General features: G+C 47.4%; 14 protein-coding genes. 12 read left to right on the plus strand and 2 right to left on the minus strand.

Going from position 1 to position 14,153, the window contains the following annotated elements:
• Both BT_RS24095 and BT_RS24100 read left to right on the plus strand, forming a co-directional pair.
• On the plus strand, window positions 1–528 hold the full coding sequence (locus BT_RS24095; RefSeq protein WP_007756674.1) for a hypothetical protein: 528 nt from the start codon (window positions 1–3) through the stop codon (window positions 526–528).
• Window positions 447–1,004: a hypothetical protein gene (locus BT_RS24100; RefSeq protein WP_225018426.1), complete on the plus strand. Its 558-nt coding sequence runs from the start codon at window positions 447–449 to the stop codon at window positions 1,002–1,004. The genes BT_RS24095 and BT_RS24100 overlap by 82 nt, the downstream gene beginning before the upstream one ends.
• Before the next feature lie 72 nt (window positions 1,005–1,076).
• Here the strand turns inward: BT_RS24100 and BT_RS24105 are convergent, their stop codons facing one another.
• Window positions 1,077–1,469: a hypothetical protein gene (locus BT_RS24105; protein WP_005648570.1), complete on the minus strand. Its 393-nt coding sequence runs from the start codon at window positions 1,467–1,469 to the stop codon at window positions 1,077–1,079.
• Between the two features lie 315 nt (window positions 1,470–1,784).
• Between BT_RS24105 and BT_RS24110 the strand changes: the two genes are divergently transcribed.
• Window positions 1,785–2,471: a SprT-like domain-containing protein gene (locus BT_RS24110; protein ID WP_005842205.1), complete on the plus strand. Its 687-nt coding sequence runs from the start codon at window positions 1,785–1,787 to the stop codon at window positions 2,469–2,471.
• 275 nt (window positions 2,472–2,746) lie between these two features.
• Here BT_RS24110 and BT_RS24115 read toward each other — a convergent pair whose 3' ends face one another.
• On the minus strand, window positions 2,747–3,787 hold the full coding sequence (locus BT_RS24115) for a replication initiation protein (protein ID WP_005648610.1): 1,041 nt from the start codon (window positions 3,785–3,787) through the stop codon (window positions 2,747–2,749).
• Window positions 3,788–4,570: 783 nt separating this feature from the next.
• On the opposite strand from BT_RS24115, the gene BT_RS24125 reads away from it, so the two are divergent.
• From BT_RS24125 to BT_RS24165, 9 genes are all read left to right on the plus strand, one after another.
• Window positions 4,571–5,167 (plus strand): BfmA/BtgA family mobilization protein, encoded by a 597-nt coding sequence (locus BT_RS24125; protein WP_224205130.1) that lies wholly within the window; start codon window positions 4,571–4,573, stop codon window positions 5,165–5,167.
• Between the two features lie 4 nt (window positions 5,168–5,171).
• Complete coding sequence (locus BT_RS24130) at window positions 5,172–7,421, plus strand: DUF5712 family protein (RefSeq protein WP_011109632.1); 2,250 nt, start codon at window positions 5,172–5,174, stop codon at window positions 7,419–7,421.
• A 1-nt stretch (window position 7,422) separates the two neighbouring features.
• Window positions 7,423–8,862 carry a type IV secretory system conjugative DNA transfer family protein gene (locus BT_RS24135; protein WP_005842196.1) on the plus strand — a complete coding sequence of 480 codons (1,440 nt, stop codon included), beginning with the start codon at window positions 7,423–7,425 and terminating at the stop codon, window positions 8,860–8,862.
• Window positions 8,863–9,125: 263 nt separating this feature from the next.
• Complete coding sequence (locus BT_RS24140) at window positions 9,126–9,413, plus strand: hypothetical protein (RefSeq protein ID WP_005842194.1); 288 nt, start codon at window positions 9,126–9,128, stop codon at window positions 9,411–9,413.
• The gene (locus BT_RS24145; protein WP_005842192.1) at window positions 9,413–9,715 is read left to right on the plus strand and encodes a hypothetical protein; all 303 of its coding nucleotides are present in this window, start codon (window positions 9,413–9,415) and stop codon (window positions 9,713–9,715) included. Before BT_RS24140 ends, BT_RS24145 begins: the two co-directional genes overlap by 1 nt.
• A gap of 11 nt (window positions 9,716–9,726) precedes the next feature.
• Window positions 9,727–12,171, plus strand: a complete 2,445-nt coding sequence (locus tag BT_RS24150) for a VirB4 family type IV secretion system protein (RefSeq protein WP_005842190.1) — start codon at window positions 9,727–9,729, stop codon at window positions 12,169–12,171.
• Between the two features lie 64 nt (window positions 12,172–12,235).
• Window positions 12,236–12,718: a conjugal transfer protein TraI gene (locus BT_RS24155; protein WP_225011981.1), complete on the plus strand. Its 483-nt coding sequence runs from the start codon at window positions 12,236–12,238 to the stop codon at window positions 12,716–12,718.
• Window positions 12,719–12,722: 4 nt separating this feature from the next.
• Window positions 12,723–13,496, plus strand: coding sequence for a hypothetical protein (locus BT_RS24160; RefSeq protein WP_005842185.1), 774 nt, complete (start codon window positions 12,723–12,725; stop codon window positions 13,494–13,496).
• An 11-nt stretch (window positions 13,497–13,507) separates the two neighbouring features.
• A complete protein-coding gene (locus BT_RS24165; protein ID WP_005842183.1) occupies window positions 13,508–14,152 on the plus strand; it encodes a hypothetical protein in 645 nt (214 codons plus the stop codon).
• The last annotated feature ends 1 nt before the right edge of the window (window position 14,153 follow it).

Consider the following 14,153-nt stretch of genomic DNA (forward strand, 5'->3'; position numbering starts at 1 on the left):
ATGAACAAACCGAAGATTATACAGATTATTGATGTTGTTTCCAATGCGATAGACGGAAACCGTATCGACGAGGATTTTATAAAGAGTTGTATTTACGGCAAAGTGAATGCGGAACTGTATGCGCATCTTTTAGGCAAATACAGGGGGTATGACGGGGATTTCTTTCAGTTTTATTTGGGGACGGACGATCGGATAAACCGGGCTTTGCTGGAGAACCTGGGGATTAAGGTCGAACCCGACAAATATCCGGACTATGATAGCCGGATTGTTGCGCAGGTCGTCCAGGGAAAGAAAAGGTTTGATATTTATCCTTTCGAGTTGGAAGCCTTTAACAGATATGCCATGTTTGGCAATAATAATGCGCTTTCATGCCTGAAAGGGATTTCCCCGACAGCCGGGCAGACCGTCCGGGAAAACGGTATTAACGAGTATGGAAACGCCTTGAATTGGTCGCTGTTCTGGATAAAGGCAAATCCGGAGGACAAAGCCCTGTTAGTGGATCACGTTTTGAATATCCCCGAACGATGATAGCGGAATATTTCATTTACCGGAGAAAGGGGGATAAAGAGCCGTTTATCTCCCTGGGGGAAATGCCGCAATACGGGTTAAGGCCGAAACAGAAGTTTACCGGGAAAAAACTTAAAATAGAGGTGATCCGCAGGCTTTCCGGTGTGGAAATCGAGCAGACGGCCACCACTCCGCAGATAAACGCCTATATCGAGGCGAATATCTATGATACCGAACGTTGGCCGGAGTACCGGAAGTTATACCGACAGGTGGCCGGAGAGGTGGAAACCGTGGCCGACATCTTTACGCTCCAGTATATTTTAGTGGCCGAACTGGAGGATCAGACCAGGACGGGAAAGGACTGCCAGCCGCAGCCGACAGATCCGAAAGACGAGAGGCTGATACACCTAATCCGGTGCGAGCTTATGGGTGAACCCCTGGAAATGTACAAGACGATGATAAACCCGATCATCGCCTTAAAGAAACGTTTCGTTTGATACTACATCTACTAAAAATAGTAGATACTACTTTTAGTATTTTAGTTCGTACGCTCAATCCTGGGAGAAAAACTAATCGGGATATTCATTGAGTTCCCGGTATGCCTTAGCTAACTCTTCTTGGGTGTGACGTTTGAACTTTTTACGGCTTATGATGAAAGGCAACCTCTGATTCATTTCATTCTCGTACTCGTCCAGGAGATGTTTACCCCTTCCGGTAAGGACGACATGGGTACGGTCGTCGGAAAAGCGGATCTCTTTTAAATCTTCCATTGTATCTAATATACGGAGGATGATTTTCTCGTAAATGGGGGTACGCAGTAACGGGTGTGCGAGCATGGGGGAATTGTATTTTATATCGAAATTCTCGATGATCTCCGTCTGCACTTCCTCTATATGCTTGGGAAGTGCTTTTCCCAGCGTGTAGTAAACAGCTATCTGAAAGTCTTTGTAATTTGGAAACATGGGCGTATATGGTTTATTGGGAACGTGGATATTTTTAATATTTCCGTTCCGGGATTCTTCGGCCGAAAGATAAAAAAATCTCTCGAATAATCTTTGGGATAGATGCGCTTTTTTTAGTAAATACTAAAAATAGTATTTTTGTAATGCGCATTACAGTAGTGTATTTTGTAAACGTAACGTGTACTTATTCAAGTATTTTAGTAAAATGGGTATCTTTTATATCCGGTTATACTAATATTAGTATTTTAGTATTTTTATAATGTACATTACAAAAATATCCGTATCTTTGCATTCAGATTGAAAAACAAAAGGCTTATGATAACGACGATCCAGTTTAAGACGTTGGACGACTTGTATCAGTTTTACAACGACGCAATTTTTAACGGTGAGCTTTCGGAATGTATCGTGAATATGTCCCGTCACGGTGGGGCGTTCGGCTTTTTCGCCGCCAACCGTTGGAGAGGGGACGGGCAGGAAAAAAAGGTCGTTCACGAGATCAGCATCAACCCCGATTTTATGAACCGGGAAGATCGGGACTGGCATTCTACCCTGGTACATGAAATGTGCCATTTGTGGCAGGAGGATTTCGGCAGGCCGAGCCGGGGAGGGTATCATAATTCGCAATGGGCTGACAAGATGATCCAGGTCGGACTGATGCCGTCCGACACCGGGGAGGCCGGAGGCAAAAGGACAGGCCAGAGCATTACGCATTATATCATTCCGGGAGGGAAGTTCGAGCAGGTTTTCAATACGCTAAGCCGGGAGGATCTGCAAAACTTGCGGCTTAGGTACAAGCCGACTTTGGCGGCCGTACCTACCCGGCCGATCCGCATCGCCGGAAGCGACGGGGACGAAACGGAAGAACCGGAAGATCCGGACGAGGGGGAGAGCAAAAGCGGAAAGCGGAAGAAATACACCTGTGGGTGCGGCTGTAACGTGTGGGGAAAATCCGGGCTGGTGTTAAGGTGCGGACTGTGCGACACTGATTTTACGGAACAATAGGAAACAGTGCAAAGGTCAGAAGCCCCCAGTAAAAACCCCGCCGGAGGCAGATTTCAAGCATACTCGTTTTACTAAAATACTAAGATAAGTCTATACTAATCTTAGTATTTTAGTATTATTGTAATGTGCATTACAATATAGGGGTATATGAAAAAGTGGGGATGTCGTAATACGTCAATTCGCCCCACTTTTAAGGCTTGACGTGCAATAGCCGTCAGCCCCCAGACGGACGGGAACCACCCCGGCCGCACACAAATATAGAAAATCTTCCGGATTTAACCAAACAGGTCGGGATCTTTCTTTTTCCCCCTGGCCTTGATACCGAAATCCTCACGCAGCATCTTTGCCAGTGAATTTTGTGCGTGGGCTGTACTCATTTCACCGCTGCAAACCTTATCGTCGTAATATGCACAACGGTCGTACACGTCTTTCAGCCGTCCGCTTTCCAGGATCTTGTCGAGTGCCCTTACCGGGGTGTTGTCGCTCGGATAGCTTAAAGCACCGTAAACCCAACGGTAAACGAACGAGTATTGTTGTTGCTGGTCGCCTCGCAGTTCTTGGGGATTTCTCGCATGGATGAACAGGATAATCGTGTCGGCTTTCGGTTTTTGCCCCTTTTTAGGCGTTTTGCAGATGAATTTGTAATCGAACCATACATCGGCCTCGCTTTCCTTGATTCGTGTCTGTGCAGGCCTTAAAACCTTTTGGTCGATCTGTGCATTCGAGTAGGAGGCCGGGATCTCCAGGTCTTTGCAGAATTGGTCGATCGAGTAATAATACTCCCGTCTGTCCCGTTGGCTGCAAATGATCTTGTAGAGCCGCTTGGTGTAATTGCCCCGGAGGGTTAAGGCGATGTTCTTCCCGTACCTTGTACCGCCGACACCCGTACCGTAGTAGAGCAGGAAAGGGATCGCCCAGGGGTTGAGCGTCAGGGCTACCCGGTTTGTGCCTTTGATGTTGTGTACCGTCGTTATCACCACCCCGAACGTTTCCACCGTCTGGTGGATATTGGGATGCACCCAGCGAAAGGAAAAGTTTTTCCGCATCATGGCGATAGCCTCTTTCAGAACTTTGCTCTTGTTGTTCTTCCCCCCGGCTTCGTCGCATTTGATCTCGACGACAGGCTGGTTAAAGAGGTCTTTAGGCAGTTGTTTTTCCCTGGTCATGTGTTGCTGGATCTGGTCGCTTATGAGCGTCAGGAGGTTTTCTTGCCACTCGGTCACAGAGTACTGGCCGAATGTTACGTTATTCGGCTGGATTAACATTACTTCTTCCTCCGTAGGAGGAATATAGAGGGTGATGTCGTTGGTCGCCATAGGCTTTTTTTTTTGAGTTCGGGACAAAGTTAAAGAAATAAAAGATACCGCCAAAAAATACCAAGTACTTTTTATTGTAACCTTTAGTAAAATGGGTATTTATTGGAGGGGGTAATTTTAGTAAAATAAGTATTTTCCCCCTTCGGATTTTAGTAAAATGAGTATTTTAGGTTGTGTCTTTTCACCTATAACGATTTGTATTTCAGTTAATTATAAATGAAAAAACGCTTTCTTACAAAGAACCTCTACAAAGACTATTCTCACAAAGAAGGAAAATCTTAGGGAATCACAGGCTTCAAAAACGGCTGGAAAATGTGCATTTTGAAAACGGAAAATGAGAAACGGAGAAAAAATGAGCGAAGCGTTTCTTTAGTGCGATTTTTCCGCGCGTTAAAATGTGTAAAATTTTGTTTTTGTGTTGTAAAATATAAGGTGATCGGAACGATTGCCGCCGTTTTACAAATGTACACTTTTTTGGGGGGCGGTGTACATTTGTAATGTGCATTTTGGGGGCTGGGTGTCTGATGTATTGGAGCGAAGCCGTGCGGAGCGTTCCAGGAGCGACGAGCGAAGCAAGGAGAGAGAGAACGACGGTTTACCAAAGTGAGCAAGCAGTCATTGGACTTAGTCCAATGCTGATTTTCCAAATCACTGATATATAACTGTTTACTTGTTTATATGTATGCGAATTGCATACATATTGCATACATTATTTTGATAATTCATTGAATTATAGTATATTGTAGCCGATATTTATGTATGCAAACCCCTATACGTGAAATTATGGCAACAACAAGTAAAGATACGTCTATCCGTATAAAGGAGAGTACAAGGTTTAGGCTTGATATGCTGAAAGGAAACAAATCGCACGATGCGTTCGTGGCCGAAATGTTACTCTATTTTGAAACAACGGGGATCACCCCGCAGTCGAATGTAATGCCGCCGAACATTGCGGCCAAAGAGCAGGCAAGCCGGGTGATCGAAGTTGTCCGGGGCATTGAGAAATCCACTAACGTAAGGCTGAAAAACATCGAACAACTCCTTTTGTCGCTTGTCGGGGAAGTGAAAACGCCGGGGGACAATCCGGACGAATATATGCACATCTCACAGGTACAGGAACTTTTGGAGCGTTCCAAGCAACTGGAACAGGAAGCCAGGGAAAACCGGGAGAAGGCCGGGAAACTGCAAACGGATCTCGAAATAGCCCGGCAGGAGAAAGGAACTCCGGCCGTCGGATGCAATACGCACAAGATCCTGGAGATCGTGGAGCGTATCGACGAGGTGAAGAAGATACCGACATTCAACGATACGGTTTATGAGATAGACCGTAATACGCTGGATATGTGGGTGAAAAGGTTAAAGGACGAACTAAAGAGATAAGCCTATGTTTGCCAAAGTACACCCGGCCGAGGACGTGAAAAGCGGAAATACGGGAAGCTGTCACGACCTGGTGCGTTATCTGGAAAAGGAAACGGGGGAGGGACAGCGTTTTTTCTCCCATACGGAGCAGGATATTTCACCCGAACGGGTAATTATGGATATAGACGGGAACAAAAAGGCGTTAGGGGCTAACGACGCTAAATTCTTCATGCTTTCGCTCAATCCGTCGCAGTCGGAACAAATGCACCTTATCGGCCGGAAAGTGGACGATTTTAAGGAACTTACACCACAGGAGAAAAAAGAGGTTTTCCAAAAGCTGGAGGCGTTCACCCGTTCGGCTATGGATGAATACGCCTTGAACTTCGGACGGGACAATATTAGGGGAGGCCAGGATCTCATGTATTACGCACGTGTGGAAACGGAACGATCCTATCATCCGGAAGATGAAGAGGTGAAACAGGGGATCGCCAGGATCGGAGAGCCTAAACCCGGTCTGAACTTACACGTTCACGTAATCGTTTCACGCAAGAGCCTGGACGGGAAAGTGAAACTTTCTCCGGGGGCTAAATCGGCCGGGAACACCTGGGAACTGGAGGGCAGGGGGACGGTGAAACGGGGTTTTTCACATGAGGGCTGGAAAGTCAGGGTACAGGAATGTTTTAACCGGAAATTCGATTACCAGGCCAAAGAGGGGGAAACTTATGTACGTCCGCAGGTATCGGCCGAGATCGGGAAGATCACGAACCCGGAGCTTAAAAGGATATTGCAGGACGAGCAGTTTACGGCGGCAAACCAGATCGTCGCAGCCATGAGGGAACAAGGTTACACGCACCAGGTAAGGAAGGGGGTGCATTCCTTTTCACGGGAGGGTGAAGTGTTCCAGGTTGAACACAGGCTCTTGAAAGCGTTCGAACAACCTCTGTCTGACGAGCAGCTAAAAAGCATAACGGAACGTTTCGACTTGACAAAGTACGAGGCGAACCCGGCCGGGTACAGGGAGAACGGTTTGCAGGTAAAGGATATAAGTTTCTCGACATATGTAAAAGATGAAGCACAGAAGGGGGAAAAGGCCTTGAAAGAGGTCGCTTATAAAGTGGTTTATGATGAACAAAACCATACGACGGTATCGTTCGCCACCGTCCGGCAGTTCGCATACGAGCATCAAATAAACCTGGTGAAAAGCGAACCGACGGCCGAAGCCGTCTTGAAGAAGATCAAGAACCCGGAGCTTAAAAACCTGTTGGAGAACTACCGTTTTACGTCCGCTAACCAGATTGTCGTAGCCATGAAAGAACAAGGCTACACGCATAAGGTACGGAAAGGGGTACATTCCTTTTCACGGGAGGGTGAACGGGTGAGCATACGGCACAAGGATCTGAAAAAATTCGCCGATCCGAAACTGGAGAGCCGCCACATGGAGGGCATTATCGAACGGTTTAACCTGTACAAGTACAAGCAGGAGGGCGTGGCCTACCGGGAAAACGGCCTGGAAGCCAAGAATATTTCTTTCCTGACATACCAGAAAGTGCCGATCGAGCCGGAAGAGGATAAAAGCGTGACCGGAAAGCCGGAAACAAAGGAGGAAGCGCAGCAGCCACAGCAGGAAACGCCGGGGAGCGAGGCACATCCGGAAGAAACGGAAAACGAAGCGGAAACGCCCATGCCTGAACCCGATCCGGTGAAATACAGGAAAGAGCTTAAAGAGGTGTCTTATGATGTACTGTTTGATAGGGAAACGAAAACCTATGTGCCGATTTCGGCGATCCGGAAATACGCATACGAGAATGAGATCAATCTGATAGACCGATACAAGCATGGGTACGCAGTCAGGAACGAGGATCTTAGGGAGTGCCTGGCAAATCCCGAATACCGGACGGTAAGGCAGATAAACAAGGCCATGAGGGAGAGGGGATATACGATCGAAAGGGACGAGGCCGGAAACTATACCTACATCAAGGGGGAAAGTTCTTTCTTTATGGAACGCCGGGATTTGCTTGCCTTTACCGGGTACGCCAAAGATACCGGAGGCCGGGAAAGGGGAACGCACCGAAGCGCAGACAAGACGGTCGGGTTTATCGGTGGTAAGGCCAAACAAAAGCTGATAAACGAGATCCTGGGGGATAGCTTCCGGACGGAAAGGATGCTTGTAGGCAACGTGAAAAAGGCCGTCAGCCTTATACAGAACCCGGCTAATATAAAAATGATGCTGATAAAACAGATCGGCAGTTTTCTAAACCCGTTTAAAGAGTTATGATATGATGATGTATATTATTATAGGGATCGCCTGCCTGGTGGGGATCATCGTTGTTGTGCTGTTGCTTCCAAATTCCGGGAAACAGCAGCAAAAAGGACAGAAATACCGTTTTGAACTGTCGGCCGGGGGAGGGAGGAAAATAACCTTTGCCGATCCGTTCGATAATTTCCTGGTCTATGGTGGGGCGAACTCCGGAAAGACCAAAAGCATAGGAAAGCCCTTGTTAAGCCAGTATATACAGGCCGGGTTTGCCGGATTTGTCTATAATTACAAGGATTTCGATCTGGCAAGGACAGCCGTACACCTGGTAAAAAAACATAATTACCCTTATGGGTGCTTCCAGATCAGTTTCACGGATATGGAACGGACGCACCGGACAAATCCGATACGTCCTTCCGTGGTGAAGAATGAAACCTTGTTCTTGCAGCTAATGGATGATATGCTGACCGCCTACCAGGGAAAGGACGGCAAACGGGACGAGTGGTTTAACGGGGCGTTGGGGATATTAAGGGGCGTTTCGATCCGGTTTTATAACGATTATCCGCAGTTTTGCACGATACCCCATATCGTTAATTTCATTTGTTCGGCCGGAACTGTCCGGATAACGTCGTTCCTGGAGGGCAAGCACCAGAGCCGGGTACTGGCCGGGGCATTCCTGGACGCAAAGGACAGCCCCAAGACGCAAAGCAGCTATCTAAGCAGCCTTACCAACAGTCTAAGCACGCTCGCCAACGAAAAAAAGGTGTGTTATGTCCTTTCCGGAAATGATTTCGACTTTAACCTGATAGATCCGGAATGTCCGAAATTGGTTGTCGTATCGAACGCCTATCAGATCGAAAACCTGATTTCCCCGGTTATATCGCTCATGCTTTCCATTTCGTCCCGGCGTTTCACGCTGGCGAACAAAGTGCCGTTCTTCTACTTTCTGGATGAAGCGACCACGTTCCGGATCGCCGATTTCGAGAAACTGCCGTCCGTTCTAAGGGAATACCTTTGCAGTTTCGTTTTCCTCACGCAGTCGGCGGCGAAGATCGAGAAGATATACGGGAAATATGACCGCAGTTCGATAGAATCCAATTTCGGGAACCAGTTCTTTGGCCGGACAAAGGACATAGAGGCCTTGAAAAGCTACCCGCTTGTTTTTGGAAAAGAGGAGAGGCAGAGGGTTTCAAAGACCACCGGAAGCAGCCGGGGAGGGGAGAACCGCAGCCGTACAGTTTCCACGCAGAAAGAGGAAATATACGACACGAATTTCTTTACCAGCCTGAAATCGGGCGAGTTCGTGGGGAGTGCGGCACATTCCAACATGAGGAACTTTCATTTGAGGTTTGAAATGTACGAGGACAAGGAAGATCCGCTTCCGATCGTGCATCCCGTACTGGCCTCGGATATAGAGGAAAATTACCAGCAGATCATAAGGGATATACAAGGCATTGAATAACAAGGGAAGTGTGGCGACATTCTACAAAGTGTGGGACAACTCCACACTTTTTTGTGGAATATAAAAAAGGGGTAAAATTATAAAAGTTTGATAATTAGTGTATTTATTAAAACAGTAGTGTATTATGTCAAATTGGAATGGATTTTGTACAATATAATTGTATAAATACACTCCAGTTTGAAACTCCAGTGCAATAGCAAAGGTTGTTTTTGGATTGGCCGGATAAGAATTTATTTACTTAAATACTTAAAAATAAACTCCTTATGAAAACGCCTTTGTTTATCTTGCTCCAGGCTACTGGAGGTATCAGAAATGAAGTAAACACATTCCTTAGTGATTATGCCGTTCCGGTGATCGCCATGCTCCTGATCGTGGGAGTGGGGATCGGTGTGGTGATGAATTATGATAAGATTATAGACCGGGACGGACAGGGAACAAGAAAAGAGGGTATTGTAAACTTACTCTGGGTAGTTGGTTACATCATCATCGGGCTTGCGATCATTGCAGCCGTTATCGCACTTATCAATAGCAAACTTAAAATGTCCCTCTAATGGACTTCCAGGTTAGAAAGGGGCTGGAAACACCCCTGAAAGTGCATGGAATGAGAACGAAGTTTTTTTGCATCTATTGTATTATCCTGGCTGTGATTGTTCTTTTTGTCGTGGGCTTCCTGACAAGTGCCATGAGTGGGGAGGGATCTTTTTTGGCCTTTATCGTTTCGCTGGTGGCCGGGGCGTTCGCCTCTGTGGTCTTGCGGATCGTCTTTATCAACCTTTCCATGCAGCGCAAGTTCGGCAAGTTCAAAAGACAGGTATTTGTCATATCGAATAAGGATCTGTTAAACAGCCTGTAAACACTCTTTTTATGAAAATATCGGCAGCGCAAGCGTACTGTATCTTGGATACGGTAGGATCTTCCATACTTACCAAATCCGGCGAAATATCCGTTTCCTACCTGTTGGAATTGCCGGAGGCCTATTCGCTGGATCGCTCGGATCTGGAGGAAAGGCATAACGAGTTATTCCGGGCTTTCCAGTATGTCCGAACCGGGTTTATACATAAGCAGGACGTGTTTTTACGCAGGAAATTCAAGCCGGAATATGTGATCGAGGGGGAGGGCTATATACAGACGGCCGAAAGGAAGTATTTCGACGGACGGGAATACCTGCATCACTTCTGCATATTGTCCTTTACGCTTTCGGGACTGCAAAGCCTTGAAAAAGCGTACCAGGCCAACCCGTTGGCGTATAGCGAGAAACTGGCGAAGGCAGACCGGGACAGGCTGGCCGAGTTTCTGGAATCGGTGGAGAGTGCAGTTTCCATTATCCGGAATATCCGTGGCACGCAGATCCGGCCGTTGAACGTGGCCGAGGTGAAACAGCACCTTTTCCGGTACGTGAACGGTTTCCATGACGACGAGGGACTAAGGGATATACAGTGTTCCGATATGATAAGGATCGGGCAGAAGAAAGGGATATTCTTTGCCGTTTGTGATGAAAGGTATCTGCCCGACAGGATGAAAGTATATGTTACGGACAGCACTTTGCAGGAGGCAAACAGCCAGCTTTATATGTCGATGCTGGAAAGGATCGGCGTTCATGTGCCCTGTTCCCATGTGGTAAACCAGATATGGAAATTCGCCGGGGGAAGCTACCGGGAGGAACTGGCCGAGAGGGTGAAGCTGTTCGGCCGTTACCGGGAGTTTGACAAGGCCATAAAAAGCCGTTATGACGGCCTGGCCTCGTATGAGCAGGAGATCATCAACGAGGAAAACGTGCTTTGCAAAACGCACCTGAACGTGTTGCTGTTGGAGGATGACGAAACGATCCTGAACCGACAGACGGAACAGGTAAAAATGATTTTCACGAACGCCGGGTTTAAATATTACATTCCAAGTTACGAGGGGCTTTATAATATCTTTATAGGCTCGATCATCGGCCGGGAAAACAACCTGAATCCGGACTACCTGTTTCTTTCGGATCTGCATTCGTCGCTCTGCATGGGGATCAATTACTCTACGTTCCGCAGCGACAAGGAGGGGATCTTGTTTAACGAACGGCTGTATCAAACACCGATTCGAAAGGACGTTTGGGACGCAGATAAGAAACGCATTCCGGCACGTAACATGATTATCGTCGCATCGACGGGTGGGGGAAAGTCGGTTACGTCGTTGAACATCATCCAGCAGAACATCGAGCAGAATTATAAACAGATCGTCGTCGAGTTCGGAAAGAGCTTTTACCAGCTTTCGCAGTTGTACCCGGACAGGTCGCTGCATATTGATTATGACGGCAGCAGCCCGTTGGGGATCAATCCGTTCTATACGGCCGGGAAGCAGCCGGACAACGAGAAGATAAAGACGCTTGTAAACCTGGTGCTTAAATTCTGGCGGTCTAAGGCGATCATGGAGGACACGAAACAAGTTGTTTCGCTGACAAAGATCATTTGCCGTTATTACGAGGATATTCCCGACGGCCATTGTTTCCCGGACTTTTACAGGTACGTCCAAAGAGAGGGGAAAAAACTGTATGAGCGTTTGAATATCCTGCCGGAATACTTCGATATAGACAGCTTCCTGCACGTGTGTTCGGAATTTATGCCGGGGGGATTTTATGAGAACGTGTGCAAGCCGTCCCCACTGGAGAACGATATGCAGAACCGGGATTTTATCGTCTTTGAGCTGACGAAGATAAAGAAAGATCCGTTCCTGATTTCCGTCATTATGACAATCCTTTTCGATACGATAGAGAACAAGATCCTTTCGGATCGTTCCGTCAGGGGGATGCTGATCTTTGACGAGTACGCAGAAAGCCAGTCTATAAAGGACACCTTTTCAGGTGCGGACATACATTCGACGGTGGCGTTCTGTTACCAGAAACTCCGCAAGGAAAACGGGGCGGTGGGTACGATCGTCCAGTCATTGGCGCAGCTTCCCGATAACGAGTACACGAAAGGCATTATCGCCAATACGCAACTCTTATACGTGCTTCCGGCCAACGAGATCGTTTACGACCAGACGGTAGAGGCGTTCCATATCAAGAACCGGAGCCACGTAAACCTGATGAAGTCGATCCGTAACGACTTTTCAGGGGTACGGCCGTATTCGGAGATATTCATCCGGTTTATGGATAGTTATGCAACGGTGGTACGCCTGGAGCTTTCACCGGAAAAATTGCTTGCATTCCAGACCGACGGCGAGAAATGGAACAAATTGCAGGAGATTTACAAGGAGGCCGGAAGCATGGAAACGGCCATAGAGAAGTATAAACAATTAAAACAGAAAAGTTATGAAACGGAAATGTCTATGTAGTTTGCTTGTGATGATGTGCTTTTACTGTACGGCGTTCGGCCAGTGGGTGGTGTCCGATCCGGCCTTGACGCAGCTATCGCAGATAACCTGGGCGAAAGAACTTAAACAGGCATACGAACAGTTTCAAGTGCTGGGGGAATCCAGGGACATACTGACTAAGAGCCTGGATCTGTACCGGCAGGTGAACGGGGTTATCAAAAACTCTAAAATGGTGTTGCAGGTGCTTTCCATGCAGGGGGAAATGTTGGAACTGGCGGCGAAAGAGTGCACCCGGTCGGACGTGTTTACCGGACAGGAGGCATACGGGGAATATACGAACGTGCTGAACAAGATCATGGAGGAAAGCGTGCTTTCCTTTGACCTGATCCGGACGATCATATCGCCCTCGGTGAGCATGACCGACGGGGAGAGGATAAAAATTATCGTGGATCTGGATAACAAGCTGAAAGAGAACCGGGACAAGATGCTCGACGAGAGAGCGAGGTTTAATACGGTCAATGACGCTATAAAACGGATCGCAGCCCTGAAATCAACAGCCAAGAAGTGAGCCTATGGAAGTGATCGACAATGTGATTAGCGCATACGAGGCCGTCAAGATGAACGGCGTCAGCCAGGGGATCATCGCCCTTTGTTCCTTTATCGCCGTTATCATCGTGATACAAAAGTTCGTGACGGCCTGGAAAGAGGCCTTTAGCGAGGGGGACAAGCCCGTCGATATGAAACAGTTCTTCAAACTGTTCTATATCTATATTTATGTGTTCGCCATTATCATGGTCGCACCGTTCGCCTTTACGATCGTGGAAACGGCACTTGGAAATCTTCAGAACGAATTGATAAGCCATTATCAGGAGGACGTGGATCTAAGCATTGACGAGGCGATCGTAACCTTTACAAAGGACTATATCGAGGACGTGCAAAGGCGGCATAACTGGGTAGGGCAGCAGATTCAGGAGGTTATCATGCTGCCGTTCAATATTGCGGCTTATACGATACTCCTGTACGCAACGAAATATATATTTTTCTTCTTTGCGTCAGCCCGGTATCTGTATCTTATACTCCTGGAGATCGTCACGCCGATAGCCGTAATACTCTACATGGACGAGAAAACGAGGCATTATACGCACGCATACCTGAAAAACCTGTTTGTCTGTTACATGACGATCCCGGCGTTCCTGATAGCCAACGCCCTGGGGTCTATCATTGCGGAGAATATCATGCACATGTGCGGACAGAACAAATATACCATGCTGGGACTTCTTTTCGCTTTCGTGTTCAAACTTTTCCTGTTTGCCAAAAGCGTGAAATTTTGTCGTGAACTGTTTTAAATCCTGATCTTATGAATAAAGACGATATACTGAAAGATTTTGATACACTGGCCGAGGCCAAGCGCAAAGGAGCGGTAAACTTAAAATTGTGCCTGGGCTTTGCCCTGGTGGTGGTTGTCCTGGTGCTGGCCTGGGGACTGGTGGTGAATTTTACGGCACTGGATAAGGTGGTCGTGGTGGAGCGATCCGGCGAGTACCTGAAAACGCACGCCGAGGATAGCGAGGCTCTGTTTCTTGCCCTGGTGAAAAAGACGTGCGCCGAGGCGACCGGGTACGCTAACAGCTTCGATCGCCTGAACCTGAAAAAAAATCAGGCGCACGCCGCTTTTTATGTCAATAAGAACGATCTGAATGCCGTGTTCTCAAAGTATTATAATGATAAGGCCTATTTTGATGCGGTGCAGAACGGGGCGGTCTATAAATGCGAGATAGACAGCATCCAGACGATCGCCGGGGACAATGAGCCGTACAAGGTGGCTTTCACTTCCACCCTGACGATTTACGGCGTTTCGGGGCAGAAGCTAAGGTTTCTTATCAGGACGAAAGGGGAGATCGTGAGAACCACGCCGCAATTTCCGGAGAACGTGACGGGATTTTTCTTTAACCAGTTTATACAGCAGATTGTCCGGATAGAACAAGAACCTGAAAAAAAGTAAC

Source organism: Bacteroides thetaiotaomicron VPI-5482, from assembly GCF_000011065.1.
GTDB classification, from domain to species: domain Bacteria; phylum Bacteroidota; class Bacteroidia; order Bacteroidales; family Bacteroidaceae; genus Bacteroides; species Bacteroides thetaiotaomicron.

Coding starts and splice junctions, on each gene's coding strand:
- BT_RS24135 (WP_005842196.1), top strand. CDS start 7,423: ATGATGATGTATATTATTATAGGGATCGCCTGCCTGGTGGGGATCATC.
- BT_RS24095 (WP_007756674.1), top strand. CDS start 1: ATGAACAAACCGAAGATTATACAGATTATTGATGTTGTTTCCAATGCG.
- BT_RS24130 (WP_011109632.1), top strand. CDS start 5,172: ATGTTTGCCAAAGTACACCCGGCCGAGGACGTGAAAAGCGGAAATACG.
- BT_RS24150 (WP_005842190.1), top strand. CDS start 9,727: ATGAAAATATCGGCAGCGCAAGCGTACTGTATCTTGGATACGGTAGGA.
- BT_RS24125 (WP_224205130.1), top strand. CDS start 4,571: ATGGCAACAACAAGTAAAGATACGTCTATCCGTATAAAGGAGAGTACA.
- BT_RS24110 (WP_005842205.1), top strand. CDS start 1,785: ATGATAACGACGATCCAGTTTAAGACGTTGGACGACTTGTATCAGTTT.
- BT_RS24160 (WP_005842185.1), top strand. CDS start 12,723: ATGGAAGTGATCGACAATGTGATTAGCGCATACGAGGCCGTCAAGATG.
- BT_RS24165 (WP_005842183.1), top strand. CDS start 13,508: ATGAATAAAGACGATATACTGAAAGATTTTGATACACTGGCCGAGGCC.
- BT_RS24145 (WP_005842192.1), top strand. CDS start 9,413: ATGGACTTCCAGGTTAGAAAGGGGCTGGAAACACCCCTGAAAGTGCAT.
- BT_RS24115 (WP_005648610.1), bottom strand. CDS start 3,787: ATGGCGACCAACGACATCACCCTCTATATTCCTCCTACGGAGGAAGAA.
- BT_RS24105 (WP_005648570.1), bottom strand. CDS start 1,469: ATGTTTCCAAATTACAAAGACTTTCAGATAGCTGTTTACTACACGCTG.
- BT_RS24140 (WP_005842194.1), top strand. CDS start 9,126: ATGAAAACGCCTTTGTTTATCTTGCTCCAGGCTACTGGAGGTATCAGA.